At 59.5% G+C, this 19,730-nt stretch carries 19 protein-coding genes; 3 read left to right on the top strand and 16 right to left on the bottom strand.

The window, feature by feature from the left end; translation table 11 throughout:
• Positions 1 to 61 precede the first annotated feature (61 nt).
• Complete coding sequence (locus EI291_RS11225) at positions 62 to 442, bottom strand: DUF3592 domain-containing protein (protein ID WP_125419924.1); 381 nt, start codon at positions 440 to 442, stop codon at positions 62 to 64.
• Positions 443 to 594: 152 nt separating this feature from the next.
• Here EI291_RS11225 and EI291_RS11220 point away from each other — a divergent pair, with 152 nt between their 5' ends.
• The gene (locus EI291_RS11220; protein WP_125419923.1) at positions 595 to 1,860 is read left to right on the top strand and encodes a zinc dependent phospholipase C family protein; all 1,266 of its coding nucleotides are present in this window, start codon (positions 595 to 597) and stop codon (positions 1,858 to 1,860) included.
• A 123-nt stretch (positions 1,861 to 1,983) separates the two neighbouring features.
• Here EI291_RS11220 and EI291_RS22625 read toward each other — a convergent pair whose 3' ends face one another.
• From EI291_RS22625 to EI291_RS11190, 6 genes are all read right to left on the bottom strand, one after another.
• The gene (locus EI291_RS22625) at positions 1,984 to 2,169 is read right to left on the bottom strand and encodes a hypothetical protein (RefSeq protein ID WP_148103402.1); all 186 of its coding nucleotides are present in this window, start codon (positions 2,167 to 2,169) and stop codon (positions 1,984 to 1,986) included.
• Between the two features lie 211 nt (positions 2,170 to 2,380).
• Positions 2,381 to 2,836, bottom strand: coding sequence for a hypothetical protein (locus EI291_RS11210; RefSeq protein ID WP_125419921.1), 456 nt, complete (start codon positions 2,834 to 2,836; stop codon positions 2,381 to 2,383).
• Positions 2,837 to 2,857: 21 nt separating this feature from the next.
• Complete coding sequence (locus tag EI291_RS11205; protein ID WP_125419920.1) at positions 2,858 to 4,273, bottom strand: TolC family protein; 1,416 nt, start codon at positions 4,271 to 4,273, stop codon at positions 2,858 to 2,860.
• A gap of 55 nt (positions 4,274 to 4,328) precedes the next feature.
• A complete protein-coding gene (locus EI291_RS11200; protein WP_125419919.1) occupies positions 4,329 to 7,409 on the bottom strand; it encodes an efflux RND transporter permease subunit in 3,081 nt (1,026 codons plus the stop codon).
• 48 nt (positions 7,410 to 7,457) lie between these two features.
• On the bottom strand, positions 7,458 to 7,916 hold the full coding sequence (locus EI291_RS11195; RefSeq protein ID WP_125419918.1) for a GNAT family N-acetyltransferase: 459 nt from the start codon (positions 7,914 to 7,916) through the stop codon (positions 7,458 to 7,460).
• A 6-nt stretch (positions 7,917 to 7,922) separates the two neighbouring features.
• The gene (locus EI291_RS11190; protein WP_125419917.1) at positions 7,923 to 9,095 is read right to left on the bottom strand and encodes an efflux RND transporter periplasmic adaptor subunit; all 1,173 of its coding nucleotides are present in this window, start codon (positions 9,093 to 9,095) and stop codon (positions 7,923 to 7,925) included.
• Positions 9,096 to 9,355: 260 nt separating this feature from the next.
• Between EI291_RS11190 and EI291_RS11185 the strand changes: the two genes are divergently transcribed.
• On the top strand, positions 9,356 to 9,712 hold the full coding sequence (locus tag EI291_RS11185; protein ID WP_240635513.1) for an MGMT family protein: 357 nt from the start codon (positions 9,356 to 9,358) through the stop codon (positions 9,710 to 9,712).
• A gap of 42 nt (positions 9,713 to 9,754) precedes the next feature.
• On the opposite strand, the gene EI291_RS11180 is transcribed toward EI291_RS11185, so the two are convergent.
• A complete protein-coding gene (locus tag EI291_RS11180) occupies positions 9,755 to 11,167 on the bottom strand; it encodes a hypothetical protein (RefSeq protein ID WP_125419916.1) in 1,413 nt (470 codons plus the stop codon).
• A 210-nt stretch (positions 11,168 to 11,377) separates the two neighbouring features.
• On the opposite strand from EI291_RS11180, the gene EI291_RS11175 reads away from it, so the two are divergent.
• Positions 11,378 to 14,095, top strand: coding sequence for a TonB-dependent receptor (locus EI291_RS11175; RefSeq protein WP_170172604.1), 2,718 nt, complete (start codon positions 11,378 to 11,380; stop codon positions 14,093 to 14,095).
• 106 nt (positions 14,096 to 14,201) lie between these two features.
• Here EI291_RS11175 and EI291_RS11170 read toward each other — a convergent pair whose 3' ends face one another.
• The 8 genes from EI291_RS11170 to xseA all read right to left on the bottom strand — a co-directional run bounded on the left by EI291_RS11170 (position 14,202) and on the right by xseA (position 19,707).
• Positions 14,202 to 14,627 carry a response regulator gene (locus tag EI291_RS11170; RefSeq protein ID WP_125419914.1) on the bottom strand — a complete coding sequence of 142 codons (426 nt, stop codon included), beginning with the start codon at positions 14,625 to 14,627 and terminating at the stop codon, positions 14,202 to 14,204.
• The gene (locus EI291_RS11165; protein WP_125419913.1) at positions 14,624 to 15,436 is read right to left on the bottom strand and encodes a sensor histidine kinase; all 813 of its coding nucleotides are present in this window, start codon (positions 15,434 to 15,436) and stop codon (positions 14,624 to 14,626) included. The genes EI291_RS11170 and EI291_RS11165 overlap by 4 nt, the downstream gene beginning before the upstream one ends.
• A gap of 100 nt (positions 15,437 to 15,536) precedes the next feature.
• Positions 15,537 to 16,253: a hypothetical protein gene (locus EI291_RS11160; RefSeq protein ID WP_148103401.1), complete on the bottom strand. Its 717-nt coding sequence runs from the start codon at positions 16,251 to 16,253 to the stop codon at positions 15,537 to 15,539.
• Between the two features lie 105 nt (positions 16,254 to 16,358).
• Positions 16,359 to 16,667: a hypothetical protein gene (locus EI291_RS11155; RefSeq protein WP_125419911.1), complete on the bottom strand. Its 309-nt coding sequence runs from the start codon at positions 16,665 to 16,667 to the stop codon at positions 16,359 to 16,361.
• A gap of 185 nt (positions 16,668 to 16,852) precedes the next feature.
• The gene (locus tag EI291_RS11150; protein WP_125419910.1) at positions 16,853 to 17,377 is read right to left on the bottom strand and encodes a hypothetical protein; all 525 of its coding nucleotides are present in this window, start codon (positions 17,375 to 17,377) and stop codon (positions 16,853 to 16,855) included.
• A 175-nt stretch (positions 17,378 to 17,552) separates the two neighbouring features.
• On the bottom strand, positions 17,553 to 17,900 hold the full coding sequence (locus tag EI291_RS11145) for a hypothetical protein (RefSeq protein ID WP_125419909.1): 348 nt from the start codon (positions 17,898 to 17,900) through the stop codon (positions 17,553 to 17,555).
• A gap of 79 nt (positions 17,901 to 17,979) precedes the next feature.
• Positions 17,980 to 18,207 carry an exodeoxyribonuclease VII small subunit gene (gene xseB, locus EI291_RS11140; protein WP_125419908.1) on the bottom strand — a complete coding sequence of 76 codons (228 nt, stop codon included), beginning with the start codon at positions 18,205 to 18,207 and terminating at the stop codon, positions 17,980 to 17,982.
• Between the two features lie 15 nt (positions 18,208 to 18,222).
• The gene (xseA, locus tag EI291_RS11135) at positions 18,223 to 19,707 is read right to left on the bottom strand and encodes an exodeoxyribonuclease VII large subunit (protein ID WP_125419907.1); all 1,485 of its coding nucleotides are present in this window, start codon (positions 19,705 to 19,707) and stop codon (positions 18,223 to 18,225) included.
• Positions 19,708 to 19,730 lie beyond the last annotated feature (23 nt).

Below are 19,730 nucleotides of genomic sequence, written 5' to 3'. Positions count from 1 at the left end.
TCAGCCATCAGGTTAGGGTAAGAAAAGTGCAGCAGAACAGAAATTTGGAAGGTTTCTGAATTCAGTCTCCACTAAACCATGACCGTTGTCTTACATTCTGCGGAGGAGATGCTACTAACTCTACATCCGTCGGATTACGCGGATTATACCAGATTGGCAACTCATCCCCTACCAGATACAAGAAGGCATCCGGTGAATCAGGCACGCGTAAATCAACAGTGTGAAGAATGCTTTGCTCGTCATAGTACTGCAGCGTCAGGTTGCAGAAGTAGGCTATTGTCCGGCCTCCTGTTGTGAAGCATTCAGCCCTAGTAATCCGGGCTTGCGTAGCTATGCCACGCTCTTGAAACAGCTGCCGCCGTTGCGTTTCAGCACGCCTGCTCAGATAATTCAATAGAAACGCCGTAGCTATTCCTGCTGCTGTTATTAGGATCAGGGCCATAACGTATATTGAAAGAAGGTTATGGAGCAAGATAATACGGCGCTGGTTGTGTCACATTCATGTACCTACACCGCCACAACAACCACCACGGTAGCGCCACCGTACTCAAGGGGCCCGCGGCCACCTTGTAGTTTCTGCCCGGCCTTCTCCTTATGTACAAATGGCTGCTTGCCCTGGCCCTGGTGCTGGGGCTGACTATTCGCCCGGCTTCGGCTTACTCAGTGCTTACCCACCAGGCCAACGTGGATTCCAGCTGGCAGCGCTGCCTGGTGCCGCTGCTGCAGGCCCGCTACCCCGGTACTACCGAAGAGCAGCTCAAAGAGGCCAAAAGCTACGCCTACGGAGGCTCCATTCTGCAGGACATGGGCTACTATCCGTTCGGCTCGGTGCTGTTCACCAATCTCACGCATTACGTCCGGTCCGGCGATTTTGTGCGCAACCTGCTCAATGAGGCCCATAACCGCAACGAATACGCCTTTGCCCTGGGGGCCCTGGCGCACTATGCGGCCGATATCAACGGCCACCCCGAGGGCACCAACCGGGCCATGCCCAGCGTGTATCCTGAATTGAAGGCAAAATTCGGGAATACCATTACCTACGAAGAAGCCCCCATTCAGCACACCCAGCTGGAGTTTGCCTTCGATGTGGTGCAGGTGGCCGCCGGCCGCTACCGCACGGCCGACTACCAACGCTACATTGGGTTTCAGGTGAGCAAACCGGTGCTGGAGCGGGCCTTCTTGAAAACCTACGGGCTGGAGCTGGGGCAGGTGGTGTTCAATGTGGATCTGGCCATCAGCTCGTTCCGGTTTGCGGTGCGCAGCCTCATTCCCATTGCCAGCCGGGCGGCTTGGCAGAGCCAAAAGAAGGATATCCGTCGGTTAAGCCCCCGGGCCCGCCGCCGTGAGTACGTGTACAAGGAAAGTGAGAGGGAGTATCGTAAGCGGTACGGCACCGATTACGAGCATCCCGGCACTGGTGCCCGGGTGCTGTCGTACTTCGTGCGGGTGCTGCCCAAAATTGGTCCCCTTAAACCGTTTGCTTTCAAGCTGCCCACGCCCGAGGCCCAGGAGCTATTTAAGGCCAGCTTCCGAACGGTGATGCGCAACTACTGCACTTTGCTGGAACAGGAGCCGCGCGATACTACGGCCACATCTCCCCGGTTGGCCAATGCTGATTTCGACACGGGCAAACCGACCAGACTGGGCGAATACTCCCTTACTGATGAAACCTACGGCGAATGGCTGCGCAAGCTGGCCGATAAGAAGTTTGAGCATCTGACGGCCGCGCAGCAGCAGCATATTCTGGCGTTCTTCAGTTCTCCAACCCAGGAGCCGAAGGGGGAGGAAGAGAAAGAGCGGGATAAGCGCAAAAAAACCCTGGAAGCCCTGCAGCAACTGCGTACCCTGAAGCCGGAGTAGCGCATTGCCTGTTAAAAGCCGCTGGCCCCGCATGTTGCCTTGAGCAACACGCGGGGCCAGCGGCTTTCATACTCCTTACCCAGGCGTAGCGCGTAGAGTCGCTGCACCCGGAAAGGAATAAGGCTAGTAGTGTCGATATGCGCGGTACAAGCGGTAGTTGGGGCGATGCGTATGAAAGTAGCCGCGCTGCTTGGCTTTTACCGATGGCAATATGCGGCCGCCAAAAATACCACGGGCTGCAGCCGCGCCGGGCAGGCAAAGCGACAAGGCGAGCAAAACGAGGCTGAGTTTGAGAAGGCGCGGAAACATATGCAGCAGGCGGTTAGGTGTTGGGGCGTATTGTTGAAACAAAGCTAACGGGGCAGTTTCCTTCGTTTTATTTCCTTCGCCCGACCCGCTGGCTTTCTCTCCGAATGCCTGCTTTTTTTAGCTGAATGGAAGCCGCCAAGCCGCAAACGCCCGCGCCCCAGCCTTATGCAGTCCAGGGCGCGAAATATGCCGGTAGGGTAGTTTTGAGAGGCTAGTCGGTGGGGTGTAGCAGCCATTGCACGGCGGGGCCCTCATCCAGAAATGTCCGGAGCCGGTAGGGCTGAGTGGGAGCCTGTGCAGCGGCCGTAACGGCTCGCATTGGAGCATCCTGCTGCAGCACATCGGCCCGGGCCGGCGACAATAGGTACGCCACCTGTAATACAGCCGGGGCCAGTTCGGTAGCGGCGGCGGGCAGCAGAGTGTGCGCTACCCAGGCGGAGGTGGCAGCATCCAGCTCCGTGCGGCGGCGTACATCTACCAGCCAGTGCGTGGCCTGGTAGGCGCGGGCTTGCAGGCGAGCCGCCTCAAAGCCCGCCTGCAACTCTTCCAGACTCACGGCCCGCAGCCACCGTACGGTGAGAATGCGCAGATCGGAGCGGTAGGATAGGTCCAGAAAATCGGAAAAGTCGGAAGGGGAAGAGGAGTTCATGGTGAAAACGGACATCATACAAGGCAGAAAGCCAGCGGCCTAATTTGCCCCCTGCACCAGCCCACTGCTGAGGCGGCGCAGCACAATTTCGGCCTGTTTAGCCTGATAACGGATATCGAGTAGACGTACTTCCGCGTCGAGTTGGGTACGCTGAGCAACCCGTAAATCGAGCGGAGTGAGCAGGCCCAGGCGGTAGCGCTCCAATGCAATGGCTACGTTTTCGCGGGCAAGCAGGATATTGGCTTCCTCCAGCTCCAGCAGCTGCAGCCGGTTCTGGTACTGGGCCCAGGCCTGTTCAGCTTCGGTATCCAGTTGCAGCTGGGTTTGGTCGAGCTGTAGCTGGCTTTGCTCCTCGGCAATACGGGCGTTCTGCTCCAGACGGTTGCGGTTGAACCCATCGAAGATGGGCACCGAAGCCACTACGCCGTAGTTGAGCCCATAGGTGCGTCCGATGTTGGTAACCAGCTGGTTACCGAAGAAAGCGGCCCCGTTGATGTTGCGGTTCAGCCCGTAGCCCGAGGTCAGGCCGATTTGCGGAAAGCGGGAGGCGCGCACCAGCTTTCGGTCGTAGGTGGCCACCTCGGTGTTGGTGCGGGCCTGCTGCAGGCGGGGGTTGTTCTGCCGGATCTGGGCCAGCACCGCATCCCGGTTCAAATCTTGGGTTACTACGATGGAATCCTGGGGCTGGAAGTTGAGGTTGGGGTTGCGGCCCAGCAGGTTGTTGAGCGAGATTTTGGCCGTTTGCAGGGCCTCCTGCTGCTGAATGAGGATGGAGCGGTCGGCGTTGTAATCCACGCGGGCGGTCAGCACCTCCACCTTGGCCGCCACGCCCACATCTACCCGGGCCTGGGTTAAATCAATGCGCGCCTGACCAATTTTCAGCGCCTCTTCAATCGACTTTATCTTGCCCGATTCGCGCACTACCACAAAGTAGGCATCTGTAATATTGGCTACGGTTTCCTCCACGGTGGCCCGCGTCAGCTGCTGCTGGCTTTGCTCCAGGGCCTGCAGCCGGTCGTAGGCAATGAACATCCCAAAACCATCGAAAATCGTCCAGGTGGCGGCCACGTTGGCGTTGAGCAGGTTCGATTTGGCTCCGTTGGCAATGCTGGGCTCAGGCCGACTCGAGGACTCCTGCCGCACGTTGTTGCGGTTGAAGGTGCGGGTAAAGTTGCCATTCACCACCGGCAGCTGGCCGGCGTTGCCGCGGGTCACGTTGTTTTCGGCAATAACGGCATCCTGCCGCGAGAGGCGGATGTTATAATTGTTCTCAACACCGATGCGAATGGCCTCCGCCAGCGTAAGAGGCGGGGCAGGGGCTACTGTTTCGGGCTTTTCCGTTTGGGGCTTGCTCTTGGGCTGGGTGGCCGGTGTGCGGGCAGGTAAAACCGGCTGTTGCGCCAGCAGGGGCAGGGGAGTAGCCAGCAGCAGCGCGAAAAGGAAGGAACGAGGCATGGAGGAAATCAACAGCTGAAAAGGACGCGGCGGAAAAAGCAGGAAACTCCGGCTTTTAGGCGGCCACGGCTTTGTCTTCGGTTTCGGCGTGCTTGTGCTTTTTGGCCGTAGCGAAGTAGGAATACATAACCGGCACTACGTACAGGGTAAGGGCCGTGGCGAAAAACAGGCCGCCCACTACCCCGATGCCCATGGCCCGGCGGCTGAGCGCGCCCGCGCCGGTAGCCACCGCAATAGGCAGAATGCCCAAAATGGCGCACAGCGAGGTCATCAGGATGGGGCGGAAGCGGGCCGTAGCGCCCTCAATCAGGCCGGTCATGTAGTCCTTGCCGTTTTCTACCTGCTGGTTGGCAAATTCCACGATAAGGATACCGTTTTTGGTTACCAGCCCTACCAGCATAATAATGCCGATTTGCGAGAACAGGTTGAGCGTCTGGTTGAAGTACCACAGGCTGAGCAACGCGCCAGAAAGGGCCAGCGGCACCGTCACCATAATAATCACCGGGTCGCGGAAGCTCTCGAACTGGGCGGCCAGCACCAGGTAAATCAGCACCAGGGCCAGCCCGAAGGCAAACACGAGGCTGCTGGAGCTTTCCTGGAAGTCGCGGGAGGAGCCAGCCAACTCGGTGCTGAACGTGTCGTCGAGGTTTTTGTCGGCAATGGCCTGCATGGCGGCAATACCGTCGCCGAGGGTGCGGCCGGGGGCCAGCGAGGCCGAGAAGGTGGCCGAGTTGTAGCGGTTGAAGCGGTAGAGCTGGGGAGGGGTGCTGCTTTCCACCAGCCGAATCACGTTATCCAGCTGAATCAGCTCCCCATCGGCGTTTTTCACTGACAGCAGCCGCACGTCCAGCGGCTGGCTCCGGTCTTCGCGGGCCACCTGCCCGATAATCTGGTACTGCTTGCCCTCCCGGATAAAGTAGCCGTAGCGCTGCCCGCTCAGGCCCGACTGCAAGGTCTGCGAAATGCTCTGCACCGACACGCCCAGGCTCTGGGCCTTTTCCCGGTCGATGTTCACGCGCAGCTCGGGCTTGTTAAACTTCAGGTTCACGTCCACGAACTGGAAGGTGGGGTCTTGGCGGGCGGCATCCAGGAACTTGGGCACGGCCGTGCGCAGCTTGTCGAAGTCCTGCGTCTGGATAACGAACTGCACCGGCAGGCCGCCGCCCCCGCCGCCAATGCTCTGGTCCTGGCTCACGGAAGTGCGGGCGGCGGAAAGCTTCTTCACGCCCGCGCTCAGCTTATCGGCAATGGCGGGCTGGGGCAGGGGGCGCTTATCGGCCTCCAGCAGCAGCACCCGGGCCGTACCCGAGTTGGAGCCGCCCCCAAAGCCCGGCGACGTCACGGCAAACACGCTGCTCAGATTCTGCTCCCCGGCCGAGTCCATAGCCATTTTAGTGAGCTGGGCCATGTAGGCATCCATGAACTCAAACGAGGCGCCCTCGGGGCCAGTGGCGTTCAGGTTGATACGGCTGCGGTCCTCCACCGGGGCCAGTTCCGAGGGAATGGCGCCCATGAAGTACCAGATGCCCACGCCCGTACCCGCCACCACCAGCCAAGCCAGCCATCGGTTGCGCAGGAAGGTTTCGAGGCTCTCTTTGTAGCCGCCAATCATCTTCTCGAAGAATGGCTCGGTTTTGCGGTAAAACCAGTTGTGCTTTTCCTCGCGCTTGAGCAGCACCGAGCACATCATGGGCGTGAGCGTCAGGGACACAAACGCCGAAATCAGCACCGAGCCGGCCACCACAATACCAAACTCGCGGAACAAGCGACCCGTGATGCCCGTGAGGAACACCACCGGCAGGAACACCGCCGCCAGCACAATGGTGGTACTCACAACGGCCATCAGAATTTCCTCGGAGCCCTTAATGGCGGCCGTCTTGGGGTCCTCGCCCTCCTCAATGCGGGAGTAGATGTTCTCCAGCACCACAATAGCGTCGTCCACTACCAGGCCAATGGCCAGCACCACGGCCAGCAGCGTGAGCACGTTGATGGAGAAGTTCATCAGGTACATCACGAAGAAAATACCCACCAACGACACCGGAATGGCCACCACCGGAATGATAGTGGAGCGCCAGTCGCGCAGGAACAGAAAGATAATCACCACCACCAGCACGAAGGCCTCGATGATGGTGTGCTCCACCTCGTTGATGGATTTGCGGATGAACACCGAGTTGTCGAAGCCCGGCTTAAGCACTAGGTCTTTAGGCAAATCCTTGCCGTAGAGCTCGATGCGCTTGTTGAACTCGTCGGCAATATCAATCTGGTTGGAGCCTGGCTGCGGAATAACTGCCAAGCCCACCATCGGCACGCCGTTTACCTTGAAGATGGTCTGGTCGTTTTCGGGGTACAGCTCCGCGTAGCCGATATCCGAGAGCCGCACCAGCGAGGATTCGTCCTTGCGGATAATCAGATTGTTGAAGTCCTCCACCGAACTCAGGCGGCCCATGGTGCGCAGCGTGAGCTGGGTGGCCTGGCCCTGCACCGCGCCGCTGGGCAGCTCCACGTTTTCGCGGGTGAGGGCCTGCTGCACGTCCACGGGGCTTACCCGCAGGGCCGAGAGCTTCACCGGGTCCAGCCACAGGCGCATGGAGTACTTCCGCTCCCCGTACACCCGCACCTCCGATACGCCCGGAATCGTCTGGAGGCGCTCTTTCAGGGTGTTGTTGGCGTAGTCGGTCAGCTCCAGCAGGTTGCGCTGGCTGGAGCTGAGGTAGGTCATGACAATGGGCTGGGAGTCGGCGTTGGCCTTGCTCACGATGGGCGGGTCGATGTCGCGCGGCAGCCGACCTTGCGCCCCCGACACCTTGTCGCGCACGTCGTTGGCGGCGGTTTCCAGGTCGGCGTCGAGGTCAAACTCCACCGTAATCTGGGTGCGGCCGTCGCGGGAGTTGGAGGTCAGGTTTTTGATGCCCTGGATGCCGTTGAGGGCTTCTTCCAGCGGCTCCGTCACCTGGCCCTGCATCACGTCGGCCGAGGCCCCGGTGTAGCTAGCCGATACGGTGATGATGGGCGGGTCCACGCTCGGGTATTCGCGCACACTCAGGTACCGGAAGCCGATGACCCCGAAAATCACAATCACCAGGCTCATCACAATGGCGAGAACCGGGCGGTTGATACTGGTGGAGGATAAGCTCATGGAGTAAAAGTTAAGAGTAGGCGGGAGGCGTCGCGGATAGAGAAGAACCTACCGGGGCAACACATTCACAAAGCGGCGGGATTGAGGCTCGTAGCCCGCCCGCTGGTAAAACCGATGAGCAGCTTCCCGGGGGAAGCCGCTGGTAACCTCAACGCGGCCACAACCCTCGTGCTGAAACTGGTGTTCGGCCGCAGCTAGCAGTTTGGCCCCAATCTGCTGGTTGCGGTAAGCGGCTAATACCCCCAACGTCACAACGCGACCATCGGGGGCACGGTGCAGAAAATGCATCCGATGCAAATGAATCATCCCAATCACCTGGGCCTGATATTCCGCTACCAGCAGTTGGTCACCAGCCGCTGTAAGCTCCTCAAGGCGGGTTTGAATCAGCGCCGGAGCGGTGGGGTAGTCTAGCTCCGCTATCAAGTCTGCCAGTGCCTCAGCATCGGCTGAGCTAGCCGGTCGAATACTTACTTCAGGTAAGGAAACGGACAGAATGGGAGGGGCCATATTCAGTTATCGGCTGCTGGGCTGGACTTTCACGGCATCCCCCGGCTTCACTTGCAGAATGCCGGTACGAATCACGGAATCACCCACGGCCAGGCCGTCGGTAATTTGGATAAGGCGGTCCGAGCGCACCCCGATTTTCACCTTCTTCGGCACCATTTTGCCCTGCTGCACTGTGTATACGCTGTAGCCGCTGGCTTCCGGAATAACGGCCTCGGTAGGCACCTGCAGAGCGTCAGAAGTCTGGCCCAGCTGCAGATTCACCTTCACGAAAGCGCCGGGGCGCAGCTCATTGTTGGTATTGGCGTAGCGGGCCCGCACGGTTTGGGTGCGGCTCACGGGGTCAATCTGCGGGTCGAGGGCGTACACCTTGGCTTCGTACTTCTTGTTCGAGGCCTCATCGGTGATGGTAATCGGGTCGCCGGTGCGCACCAGGCTGGAGAAACGGCTGGGCACCGTGAAGTTGATTTTTACTGGCTTCACCTTGGAAAGCGTGGTGATTTCGGCTCCGGGGCTCACGTAGGTACCTACCGTGGCGGTGGTCAGGCCCAGCACGCCGGCAAACGGAGCCCGCACGTACGCTTTGGCCAGTGAAGCCCGCAACGACTGCAAATCGGCTTGGGCGGTGAGCAGCTGATTGTTGGCCTGCTCATACTCCTGGGCGCTGATGTATTCCTTATCCAGCAACGTGCGCTGGCGCTTTTCCTGGTCGCGGAACAACTTGATGTTGTATTCCTGCTTGCGCAAAGCGGCCTGGATTTCGTCGGCGTTAATGCTCAGCAACAGCTGGCCCTTGCTTACCGGCTGACCTTCCCGGATGTTGAGGCTGGTAATCTTGCCCGAAATTTCACTTTTGATTACCACCGATTCTTCGGCCAGGATGGAGCCTGTGGCGGCAACTTCATCGGCTAGGCTGGTGGCCTTCACCACGTACACCTGCACCGGCAGCTTCTGGCCGCCGCCTTTACCTCCTGGTCCGCCGGGGCCGCCTTTACCACCACCTGCCGCGCCTTTACCACCGCCACCTTTGGCGTCGGGGCTTTGCGAGGGGAAGTATTTTATCTTGATAAACGCCAGCGCACCCACCACGGCCAGCGCCACCAGCAGCCAGAGGATGCGGCGGCCGGTACTACCGGAGCGGGTTTCGGTTACGTCGGGGGTAGGGTGTTCCTGGGTTTGCATGGAGGTACTTCGGGTGGAATCCCATTCGGGAGCAAAAGAATGGGAGCAACTGCCACAACGCGAACCAGCGGGTTTTGGTTGACGCCGCAGCCAGAGGGGAATGATGGGGGTAAGACACAGAAAACACCGCCGGGTTGCGCGGCAGCAAGGGGCAGTGAAATTGTGAGATGATGAAATAGTGAGTTTGCTATTCCGCTTGCGCTACTTGCACATTCAAGTCTGGCAGAACGTTAAACTCACCATCTCACAAACTCACCACTGTGTCCATCCCCCGCAACCCCACCGAAGCGCACCGCAACTTTTTCCAGGACGTGCACGAGGTGGTGCGGCTGGTGCCCGAGGGGCGCGTGACTACCTACGGTGCCATTGCCCATTACCTGGGGGCACGGCACGGCGCGCGCATGGTAGGTTGGGCCATGATGGCCGCTCATACAGCCAACGAGTACGTGCCTGCCCACCGCGTTATCAACCGCAACGGCCTGCTTACCGGTAAGCAGCATTTTGCTACCCCCACGGCCATGCAGGCGGCCCTGGAGGCCGAGGGCGTACCCGTGCAGGACGACCAGGTGCAGGATTTCAAAACCCGCTTCTGGGACCCCAGCACTGAGCTAGGGTAAGGAATTTTCGCGCGGCATCGGCTGTGTGTCTGTCGCAGGCACCTATCTGGCCCGCTGCCTGGCACGAAACTTCTTCAGATAGAAAATACCCTCCTTCGCCGGGACAACTGAGAAAGCAGGGGCATCCTCAGTTCCGCTCGTGAAGCTGCACTCAAGATAAGTTGTAGTAGAGAAATCTGGCACAAATGATTTGCACTGCTCTTTTGGTCCACGGGCACACAGGGTCATTTCGCTGCGCCGGTCCCGCCAGCTCAGAGCCAGGTAGCTGCCCGGGAGCAGCTCACCCACGTTGCGGCCGCCAACCAGCACGGTAATCGGTTGATCTGGCCGACTATCCGGGCGACGGTACACGTACACGGCCGCCGTATCCTCCCGCGCAAATCCATCGGCCCCGATGGTGGGCACGGAGCGGGCTACCACGCGGCCGGTGGTAAGGTGCAGCTCATACCGTTGCGGAGTGCTGCCATCGGGCAGCGTAGCAGCCGCCAACGCGGCCCCGGCCAGGCCAAACGCCGAGCCCATTACCGCCCGGGTCATCATTTCGTCGGGCTCGGGGTTGCGGAAACCGGTAAACGCGTAGTCAGCGCCGGCCGTCTCCAGCGGGAAGTAATGGTTGCGGTAACGGATGTACATCGTCTGTCCGTCGCTGATGCCCCAGGCTTTGGTTATGGGCCGCTTGGGGTGCTGAGCATCCAGGTACAGGTAGTAAGGCTGAATGTCGTCGGTGCCGGCCCACTCTTTTTTGCGCCGGGCGGTTTTCTCAATCTCAAAAGGCCCCTCTGCACCACCGGGCGCATTATTGCGGAACTCCTCAAAGGTGCGATACACACCTTTCTGGGGCGGGCCGGTTTGTACGGCATAGCGCACGGTAGCGGCACCATCCTGTCCGGTCTGCACCTGCTCCCACGTTAGGGTTGGGGTGCCGGTTGGCGGGGCAGCGGGCAGGGTGCTGAGCTGCCGCACGCTCTGCTCCAGCAGCTTCTGAATATTGGCGGCGTGGCGACGGGTAACGTCCACACCTTTGTTTTCCAGCATATCCCCGGTGCTGAGCAGTACCCGGTATCCATCCGGGCCAACAGGTTCCAGAAAGTCCAGCACCAGCTCGGCCTCGGCGGTTTCGGAGGTGGGCCGGATGGTTTCGCCGATGCTCAGCGTATGGATGCGCACCAGCAACGGCCGGGTAGCCGGGCCGGCAGGCAGGGCCTGCCGAAGCAGTGGGGTAAGCTCATCTGATAACGGTTGGCTGAAATTGGCCGATACCGGCCGGTTATCCAGGCCGCGGTACACCTTGCCCAGGCGGCTGCGGTCGGGGCGGGCATCTACCAGACGCTCAAAATGAAACGGTACGGCAACCGGGGCCAAAACCTGGCCGGTCAGGGAAATTTCGACGGTTTGGGCCAGCGTGGCGGAACTGAGCCACAATGTAAGGCCACAGGCAGCTATCAGATAGCGCATAAAAAGTACAGAAGGAAAAGCCGGGCAGGTTGCTCTGGTACCCGGCCGGGGGATAGAAAGGAGGCTGAAAATATCAAAAAATAAGTAGACAAATAACCCGCTCACCCCGCTTACGCACTATCTCTCAAACCCGTACCTTTACACCCTTAATTTCCTTTGCGGGTCGTATTTCCCTTTTTCATGAAGCATTTTTTACTTGCTGGAGTTCTAATGACTACTTCGGTGGGAGCGGTGGCTCAGGCCACGTATTCCATCAAAGGGCGCGTGCTGGACAAACTGACGGGCGAGGCTTTGCCGGGGGCTACCGTGCAGGTAGTCGGGAATGGGGTAAACACCGGGGGCGGTGCCGAGGAAAACGGCTCCTACAGCGTACCCGGTCTGAAATCGGGCACGTACACGGTGCGGGCTTCCTTTATCGGCTACAAAGTGCTGGAGCAGCAGGTAACGGTGAACAACCAGAACACCACGGCCACCTTCAGCCTCACCTCCGACAACGCTACTCTTAACGAGGTGCAGGTAGTTGGCTCGCTGGGGGTAGCCGTAGAGCGCTCCACTCCGGTGGCATTTGCGGCCGTGAATGAGGTGAAGCTGCGCGAAACCCTCTCGAACCGTGACCTGCCGATGATTCTCAACGAGACGCCCGGCGTGTACGCCACCCAGGGCGGCGGCGGCACCGGCGACTCGCGCATCAACATCCGGGGCTTCGACCAGCGCAACGTGGCCGTGCTGGTGAACGGTGTACCCGTCAACGACATGGAAACCGGCCAGGTATTCTGGTCGAACTGGGACCTGGGCGACGTAACCAAGAGCCTGCAGGTGCAGCGCGGCCTCTCGGCTTCTAAAATATCGGTGCCTTCCGTGGGCGGTACCATCAACGTGCTTACCAGGGGCTTCGATGATAAGAAAGCAGCTCTGGCCCGCATCGAAACCGGCTCCAACAACTACCAGAAATACTCCCTGATGCTGAGCAGCGGTATGCGGAAAGGCGACTGGGCCTTCACGTTCTACGGCTCCCGCCGCACTTCCGATGGGTGGGTGGACCACGCCTTCGACGATGCTTGGACGTACTTCGGCAACATCAGCAAGAAGCTGGGCAACCACCGCCTGTCCCTCACCGGGCTGGGCTCCCCGCAAAGCCACGGGCAGCGCATCTTTGCCCAGCAGGTAGGCCTGTTCTCCACCGAGAAGGCGCAGGAAATTGGCGCGGCACCGCTGGCCAACGGCAACAGAGGGTTCCAGTTCAACCCGTACTGGGGAAAGCTGAACCGCTATACTACTGATGCCAGCGGCAATAAGGTGTATCAGGGTGAAGAAACCCTGAACGAGCGGAGCAACTACTACCACAAGCCCCAGATCAACCTCAACGACTACTGGCAGGTGAACAGCAAGCTGTTCATCAGCGCGGTGGCCTATGCCTCGTTTGGCAACGGGGGCGGGGTCAGCGGCCTGACCTCGGCCAACTCTGGGACCATTCTGCAGAATTCCACGACGCTGCAGACGGACTTCCAGCGGATTTACGAGAACAACTACGACCTGAGCAAAAACCCCACGCGGCGCTCTTCGCAGTTTCTGGTAAACAGCGTGAACAGCCACCGCTGGTACGGCGGCGTAGTGGGAGCCGACTACTCACTCGGCGACAAAATTACCCTGTCGGCGGGGGTGGATGGGCGCCTGTACAAGGGCCTGCACTACCGCGAGGTGCGCGACCTGCTGGGCGGCGACCACACCTACCTGAACACCAGCATCACCAACGCGGGTGACCGTAACATCGACCCAACGACCAAGCTGTACAAGGGGGATAAAATCGGCTTCAACTACGATGGCAAAACCCAGTGGCTGGGCGGCTACGCGCAGCTGGAGTACAAAACGCCGGTACTGTCGGCGGTGGTGAGCGGCACTGTATCGGAAATCCGCTACAAGCGCATCGACTACTTCCGGCCCAAGCAGGTAACGGTGGATGGCCAGAGCTACGACGTGGCTTTTAACCAGACCCAGACCATCAACGGGCAGACGTACACGGCCGCCGACGGGCATTTCCTGGAAACGCCCTGGGCCGATTTCACGGGTTACAGCCTGAAAGCCGGTGCCAACTACAACGTAACGGAGCGGAATAACCTGTTCATGAACGTCGGCTACAACAGCAAGGTGCCGTTCTTCAACCAGGTGTATAACGCGCAGGGCGTGCTGTACCGCAATGTGAAGCCCGAAGGTATCACGTCGGTAGAGCTGGGGTACGGCATTAGCTACCCCAGCCTGAAGGCCACGCTGAACGCGTACTACATTCTGTGGGCCAACAAGAGCAGCAACTCTGTCACCAACAACGGCTCCGACATTGTGTACAACACGGTGCGCAACGTGAATGCCCGCCACATGGGCGTGGAAATGAGCGTAGCCCAGGAAATCAGCCGCAGCCTGCAGCTGAATGCCGCCATTGCCATCGGCGACTGGCGCTGGACGGGCAAAGGCCTGCTGAACCAGGTAACGGAAGCCGGCGTTCAGGTGAACCCCGTGGATCAGCCAGTGTACCTGGATGGCGTACACGTGGGGGATGCTGCCCAGAACCAATTCCAGCTGGGCCTGCGCTACGAGCCCATCCGGGGCTTCTACGTGCGGCCTTCCCTGCTGGTATTCTCGAAATACTATGCGGCCTTCAACCCCGAAAGCATCCTGGAGGAAAACTCCCGCACCGATGCCTACCGCCTGCCCACCAGCAAGAACGTGGACATGCACTTTGGTTACGACCTGCGCCCTATGTACCACGAGAAGGTACGCGTAGGTTTCCGGGCTTCCGTGCTGAACGTGCTGAACCAGTACTACTTCACGGATGTATCGAACCGCAACAGCAGCAACGTGGTAGACCCCAACCTGCTGCAGGCTTTCTTCAACAAAGGCCGCACGTTCACCATCGGTATGTCGGTGGGCCTGTAGCCCGGTTGAATAATATGCTACAAAAAAGCCCTTCCCGTGTATGCGGGAAGGGCTTTTTTGTAGTCGCAGGGTAAGTATTGGTTTGTTTGGGTGCCTGGCTAACCGGTCAGAACGAAGCCTTCAGAATGGCCCACGCCGTACCGGAGCCGGGGCTGGTATCAACGGCCTGCTGAATGGCGCCCAGCACTTCTTCGGGGCTGGCATTTTTGAGCAGATAGCCGTGGGCACCTTCGGCCCGCAGGGAGTCAATCAGCTCCGGCTCATCGTGCATGGAAATGATGATAGATCGTACCTGCGGGTACTGAGCCCGCAGCAGCCGTACGGTTTGCAGGCCATCCAGCACCGGCATCTGCAGGTCCATCAGAATCACATCCGGTACGGTGCCCTGATCCAGCCGTTCCAGCAGCTCCTGCCCGTCGCCGGCTTCAAACAGCACTTCCATACCCGGAAAACCGCTGATGAGCGCCCGCAGGCCTTTTCGAAAGAGAATATGGTCGTCGACGACAGCCAAGCGAATGGAAGGAGTGCTCATGCAAAGGAGAGGCTAGTAGCCTGGTTGGTAACAAGATACGGCAGGGGCAAGGAAATCCAAACCTGGGTGCCCTGTCCCGGCGCCGATTCGTGGCGGAGGGTTCCGCGTAATACGCCTACCCGGCTGCGTAGGTTGGTGAGTCCCAGGCCGGTGCGGGTGCCGGGTAGCGGTGGCTGGTCCGGCACGGTGGGGTCAAAGCCCACGCCGTTATCGGAGTAGCGCAGGGCCATAAAATCGGGACCATACTCCACCTCAATACGAATCAGGCTGGCGTGAGCGTGGCGCAGGCCGTTGCCCAGCAGCTCCTGCACCACCCGGTACACAATCAGTTCCTGCTTGGGGTCGAGGCGGCGGGGGGTGCCGTGCTGCTCTACTTCCACGTGGGTGGGGCCATCGGCCGGCATGGTGCGGGCCAGGGCTTCCAGCGCAAACGACAGCCCGAACTTCTGCAGCGCCGCCGGCAGCAGGTTGCGCGAAATACGGCGTACTTCGTTAATAGCCTGGTCCAGCAGAATGGTGGCTTCCCCAGTGAGGTCGGGCTGGTTGAGGGTATTCAGGTGCAGCTTTACAATGGCCAGCGTAGTGCCCACCCCATCGTGCAGGTCGGCGGCAATGCGGCGGCGCTCCTCCTCCTGCGCCAGCAGAGCGGCTTCCAGGGCTTGCTGCTGGGCATTTTCGTGCATCTGGCGCATTTCTTCCTGCTGGCGCAGCAGCCGCCGCTGATAGCGCAGCACAAAGCCCACAATGCCCAGCGCCAGCAAAAGCAGCACCGGCGTAGCCAGCAACACAGGAAACAGCCAACTATTCATCGGGAAGCAGCCGGCGTAGCCGGTAGCGCAGTAAGGATTGTGTTATAGTATTTCAGCAATAAACAAAATAACGCGTAAACACCCAACCGGCTCACCCCGATTACAGGAGCCGTTGCCGCTGGGCAACGTGCCCTTCGTAGTGTAAGGCCAGCATAATAAAGCCATTCAGCAACATGTATAGGGCCGACTGAATAATAAACATTATCCAAAGCTGCAGGGTAGTATGCTGTTTCTGCATGTAGGGCTCCAGCATGAAAATAGTGATGCTGCCGGTGTAATACAGGCAGACTCCCACACTCACCAGAAACATGGGGTCCCGCTCCAGATGAATGTTGGGCAACTCCCGCAGTAGCTGCTCGAAATACGCAAATGCCAGCCCGATGCAGATAAACGTCTGGAGAAAATGGCTGTAATTATTGATGGGCCTGCTGAAATGTACCGATAAGCCCGTCTCTACGCACGCTACCAGCAGGAAAAGCCCGACGGCCCTTTTAAACCACCAGCGTATTCTGGGCGAGTGCAGAGCCCGCGCGTAGGCCCCCGCCAGCAGCACCGTCTCGCAAAGCGTGACAGCAGACAGGATAACCAGATTGTAGCGAAAGACCCAGCGGCCTACCTCAGCCCCGATACCCAGCACTGCGCCGGGCACGATGACAAACCAGGCGATATAGCGTATGGCAGGCGTAAGCTGCTGCCAGCGCCGGATGCCGTACCATGCCGGTATCAGGCTGGTGAATGATGCCGCCACGCCCAGAAGCTTGGAAAACCGGAGGATGAAGTCGGTTGATATTCCCAGATAAAGTAGAGAATGATTCACTGAAGCCGGCGTACACGTGAGGGCAGCGAATATCCGGAAAAATACCCGTTGATAGCAAAAAAGCCTCACCGGGTTCCGATGAGGCTTTCCTGGTTGCGGGCCAGCTCAGGAATAGAGCGGGCTGCTTGTGTCGCAGACACCCGGGCAAACCGGACCGCAGGCCAGTAGCAGCCCGTTGGCGAGGTCGTCGCCGCTGGCGGTAGCGCCTACCAGCACGTAGCAGGTCTGCCCGTTCACAATGGCGTTGTAAATACGAATGCCAACGCAGTCTTCCTGGTCGGTAATGTCTTTCAGGTTGGCAGTGCCGAAGAACTGTGCTTTCGACTGGCCGGAATACGTTTCCCGGAATGATTTGGTGTAGGATTTGGCATCGTTCAGGTCAATGAACTCGCCGTCGGTAGGTGTGAGGGACATGCAGGAATGTAGGTAAAGTGAATAGGTGAGTAAGCTAGGTGAAATATCATAATTATTAGATGTAATGCAAAGTTGAATAAGGGTCATTAAATACTACATAACCAATCATAAAGCGGTTGTTTACTTGTTATTAGGAGCTTTAGTGTAAAAATTAAAAATATAAAATGTTCAAGGTACTGGAAGCGCTACCGTGCAGACAATGTATGTGGTTGAGGTTGCGGCTTGACCAGTATGAAAGCGCGTGAAAACAGTAGCCCCAGCACGAGCACCAGTACCGAGTTGATTAAGTACATGAGCCGGGTGTTATACTCGTCATTGAGCTGAATAAAGTGGTTGGTGGCCAAGTATAATACCACCGTACCCGAGAGGTACAGAATAATGCCGATGGTAGCCACAAACAACGGAACCCTCTGAAGCTGAGTACGACGCCTGCCGATTAAGGTGCGTTCAAAGTAGAGTAGCCCCAGGCTGATGATGATGATACTCTCGGCCAGGTTGGTGTAAGAATTGATGCGCCCAAACCCTTCCAGCCAAAAGGAATCCAGCGCTGCAAACACAAGGAATATTACGGCAATGACGCGGATAGAGCGTTTCGTTTTCTCGTCTACAAACTCATCATGATATACTTTCATATAAAGCAGCGCTTCACCGATAGTATTCAGATGAACCAATGGCAGGTTATACTGCCATAGGGCAATAGCAACCTGCATGAGGCAATAGATAACAAACAGAAACAGTGGCACAAAACGCAACGTAACCAACCCACCCGTAAGCTGCGTACGGCGCCGATGAGCTAAGACGAAAGGCACCAGCAATGTCCAGTATACCAGCAGGTCGGTTACTTTGCAAAAGGTTATGAACCACGTAGGCATTGAGTTGCCTTAACTAGCTGTTCAGTGGGTTGTCAATGCTGCAGCAGGGGGGGCAGGGAGGCGGGTTAACATCAATCTGAAAACTGCTGCCCCCCGTAGCTTCCTGCCTTTCCGCGCCTCGGGCCGCTACCGACGGACCGTCCAGAATGTCGTTGTCGTTGGCATCATAGCCCACCAGAATCAGCTTGGGTGCCCCCGTATCATCGAGGCCGTAGTAAGCGCGTACGCCCGCGCAGTTGGGCTGGCTCAGAATGGCTTGTAGCGTCGCGGCTGACAGGCAGTGGCCCTTTACGCCGCCGGGGTGCTGGTTCCGGTAGTTGCGCGTCCAGGCGCTGGCTTGTTGCAGGTCGTCGTTGGTCATAGGTGTGGGAAGAGAGTAGGGTGCAAGTGAACCCAAATATAAAAGATATCCTACGCCAAGTGAGTTTAATACTCCGCTTCTACTCTGTCGGATATTCTTCGTCCTCCTCTTCTTCCAGGTTTTCAAATACCTGGTCAATGGCCGATTCGGCGGAGCGGAGCTTCTGCTTGCACAAACGAATCAGCTCGGCGGAGCGCTGCACGCGGGCCGTGAGGTCGTCCACGTCCACGGCATCGGTTTCCAGCGCGCGCAGAATGGTTTCCAGCTCTTCGATGGCCTGCCGGTATGTAAGGTTTTGGGGCGACATAGGTACGAGTAAAACTTAAGGAAGAAACAAGGGCAGCTGCCCGCCAATGCGCGCCGGCACCACCGCGTCGGGGAGGCGCAGCAGCACCTCCTGGCCGGGGCGCAGCGGGCCGGCAAAGGGGCGGCCTTTGGGCGTGAGCAGGCGCACAGTGCCCGCGGCCGGCGCTGTTTCCAGCCGGGTGAGGTGCAGCTCAACGCGGTGCAGCAACCGGACTGCGGCCAGCTGAACCACGTGCTGCTGCCGGAGCAGCTGCTCGCGGCGGCGGCGGTGCAGGCGGCGGAAGCGGCCGGCCAGCGCCCGGCCCCGGGTACGCAGCAGCTGCTCCTGCTGCCGCAGGGCTCTGCGGGCGGCGCGGTGCATCTGGTGGCGGCGGCGGGTAAGCTGCTGCTCCTGGTGTCGCAGTTGGGCGCGGGGCGTGGCCGCCGCCACCCGAATGCGCTGGTGCAGCGTGTTGCGGTGGGTTTGCAGCTGGGTCTGGGCGGCCACCTGCGTCTGCCGAAGCACCCGGCTGAGGTGAGCCGTTTCCAGCTGCACCCGGGCCTGCGCCAGCTCCCGGATGCGGCCGCCGTAGCCTTCCAGCGCCGCTTCCAGTCGGGCCAGCCGCTCAATCAGGAAAGCGGCAACGGCCGTAGGGGTTTTCAGGGCAATATGCGCAGTCAGGTCCACCACCGCCTCGTCCCGCTCGTGGCCGATGCCGGTAAGCACGGGCAGCGGAAACGAGCCCACCGCAGCGGCCAGGCCGTAGTCGTCGAAGGCCAGCAAATCGGTTTTGGAGCCCCCGCCCCGGATAATGACCACCGCGTCAAACTCCCGGCGGCGGGGCCGGATGCTGTCCAGCGCCGCCCGGATGCTGGCCGGGGAGTCATCACCCTGCATCAGAGCTGGGAAGAGGGTCAGAGCGAAATCGTAGGGGGCTTCCTGTAGCTGATGCACGAAATCCTGCCAGCCGGCGGCCGTAGGCGAGGAAACAACGGCCACCCGCTGGATACCCAGGGGCAGCGTCAGGCGTTTCTGGCGCTCCAGCAGATCCTGAGCCTGCAGCTTGCGCAGCGTTTCGAGGCGCAGGCGGGCCAGGTCGCCCACGGTGTAGGTGGGGTCGAGGGCCAGTACATCGAGGCTCAGGCCAAACTGCTCGTGAAACTTCACCTGCACGCGCAGCATAATTTTCAGGCCCGTACGCAGCGTCAGGCCCGTGTGCTCCTCAAATGCCGCCGCCAGCTGCTGATAGCGGGCACTCCAGATGGTGGCGCGGGCCTGGGCCTTCAGCTGAGCCCCCCGGCCGGTGGTGTGCTGGTCGGTGAGGGTGAGGTAGCAATGTGCGCCGTAGGAGCGGGGCAGGGTGAGGTCGGCAATTTCAGCCACTACCCAGTACGAGTCGGCAAACCGCTCACTCAGCGTCTGGCGCACCCGGGCCAGCAGCTCGCTCAGGGGCATAGCAGCGGGCGGCAGGTTTTTGGTAGCAGGAAGGCCCGGCTCGGGGCGGCGGTTGTAGAGCGGCATTGCAGATGTAAAGGTAATGGTTG

It is taken from the genome of Hymenobacter rigui (genome assembly GCF_003944715.1).
GTDB classification, from domain to species: Bacteria; Bacteroidota; Bacteroidia; order Cytophagales; family Hymenobacteraceae; genus Hymenobacter; species Hymenobacter rigui.
This window is presented reverse-complemented; position numbering and strand designations above follow the sequence as displayed.

Excerpts from the sequence above, each read along its gene's own strand:
- EI291_RS11225 (WP_125419924.1), bottom strand. The coding sequence starts at position 442 with ATGGCCCTGATCCTAATAACAGCAGCAGGAATAGCTACGGCGTTTCTA.
- EI291_RS11220 (WP_125419923.1), top strand. The coding sequence starts at position 595 with ATGTACAAATGGCTGCTTGCCCTGGCCCTGGTGCTGGGGCTGACTATT.
- EI291_RS22625 (WP_148103402.1), bottom strand. The coding sequence starts at position 2,169 with ATGTTTCCGCGCCTTCTCAAACTCAGCCTCGTTTTGCTCGCCTTGTCG.
- EI291_RS11210 (WP_125419921.1), bottom strand. The coding sequence starts at position 2,836 with ATGATGTCCGTTTTCACCATGAACTCCTCTTCCCCTTCCGACTTTTCC.
- EI291_RS11205 (WP_125419920.1), bottom strand. The coding sequence starts at position 4,273 with ATGCCTCGTTCCTTCCTTTTCGCGCTGCTGCTGGCTACTCCCCTGCCC.
- EI291_RS11200 (WP_125419919.1), bottom strand. The coding sequence starts at position 7,409 with ATGAGCTTATCCTCCACCAGTATCAACCGCCCGGTTCTCGCCATTGTG.
- EI291_RS11195 (WP_125419918.1), bottom strand. The coding sequence starts at position 7,916 with ATGGCCCCTCCCATTCTGTCCGTTTCCTTACCTGAAGTAAGTATTCGA.
- EI291_RS11190 (WP_125419917.1), bottom strand. The coding sequence starts at position 9,095 with ATGCAAACCCAGGAACACCCTACCCCCGACGTAACCGAAACCCGCTCC.
- EI291_RS11180 (WP_125419916.1), bottom strand. The coding sequence starts at position 11,167 with ATGCGCTATCTGATAGCTGCCTGTGGCCTTACATTGTGGCTCAGTTCC.
- EI291_RS11175 (WP_170172604.1), top strand. The coding sequence starts at position 11,378 with ATGACTACTTCGGTGGGAGCGGTGGCTCAGGCCACGTATTCCATCAAA.
- EI291_RS11170 (WP_125419914.1), bottom strand. The coding sequence starts at position 14,627 with ATGAGCACTCCTTCCATTCGCTTGGCTGTCGTCGACGACCATATTCTC.
- EI291_RS11165 (WP_125419913.1), bottom strand. The coding sequence starts at position 15,436 with ATGAATAGTTGGCTGTTTCCTGTGTTGCTGGCTACGCCGGTGCTGCTT.
- EI291_RS11155 (WP_125419911.1), bottom strand. The coding sequence starts at position 16,667 with ATGTCCCTCACACCTACCGACGGCGAGTTCATTGACCTGAACGATGCC.
- EI291_RS11150 (WP_125419910.1), bottom strand. The coding sequence starts at position 17,377 with ATGCAGGTTGCTATTGCCCTATGGCAGTATAACCTGCCATTGGTTCAT.
- EI291_RS11145 (WP_125419909.1), bottom strand. The coding sequence starts at position 17,900 with ATGACCAACGACGACCTGCAACAAGCCAGCGCCTGGACGCGCAACTAC.
- xseB (WP_125419908.1), bottom strand. The coding sequence starts at position 18,207 with ATGTCGCCCCAAAACCTTACATACCGGCAGGCCATCGAAGAGCTGGAA.
- xseA (WP_125419907.1), bottom strand. The coding sequence starts at position 19,707 with ATGCCGCTCTACAACCGCCGCCCCGAGCCGGGCCTTCCTGCTACCAAA.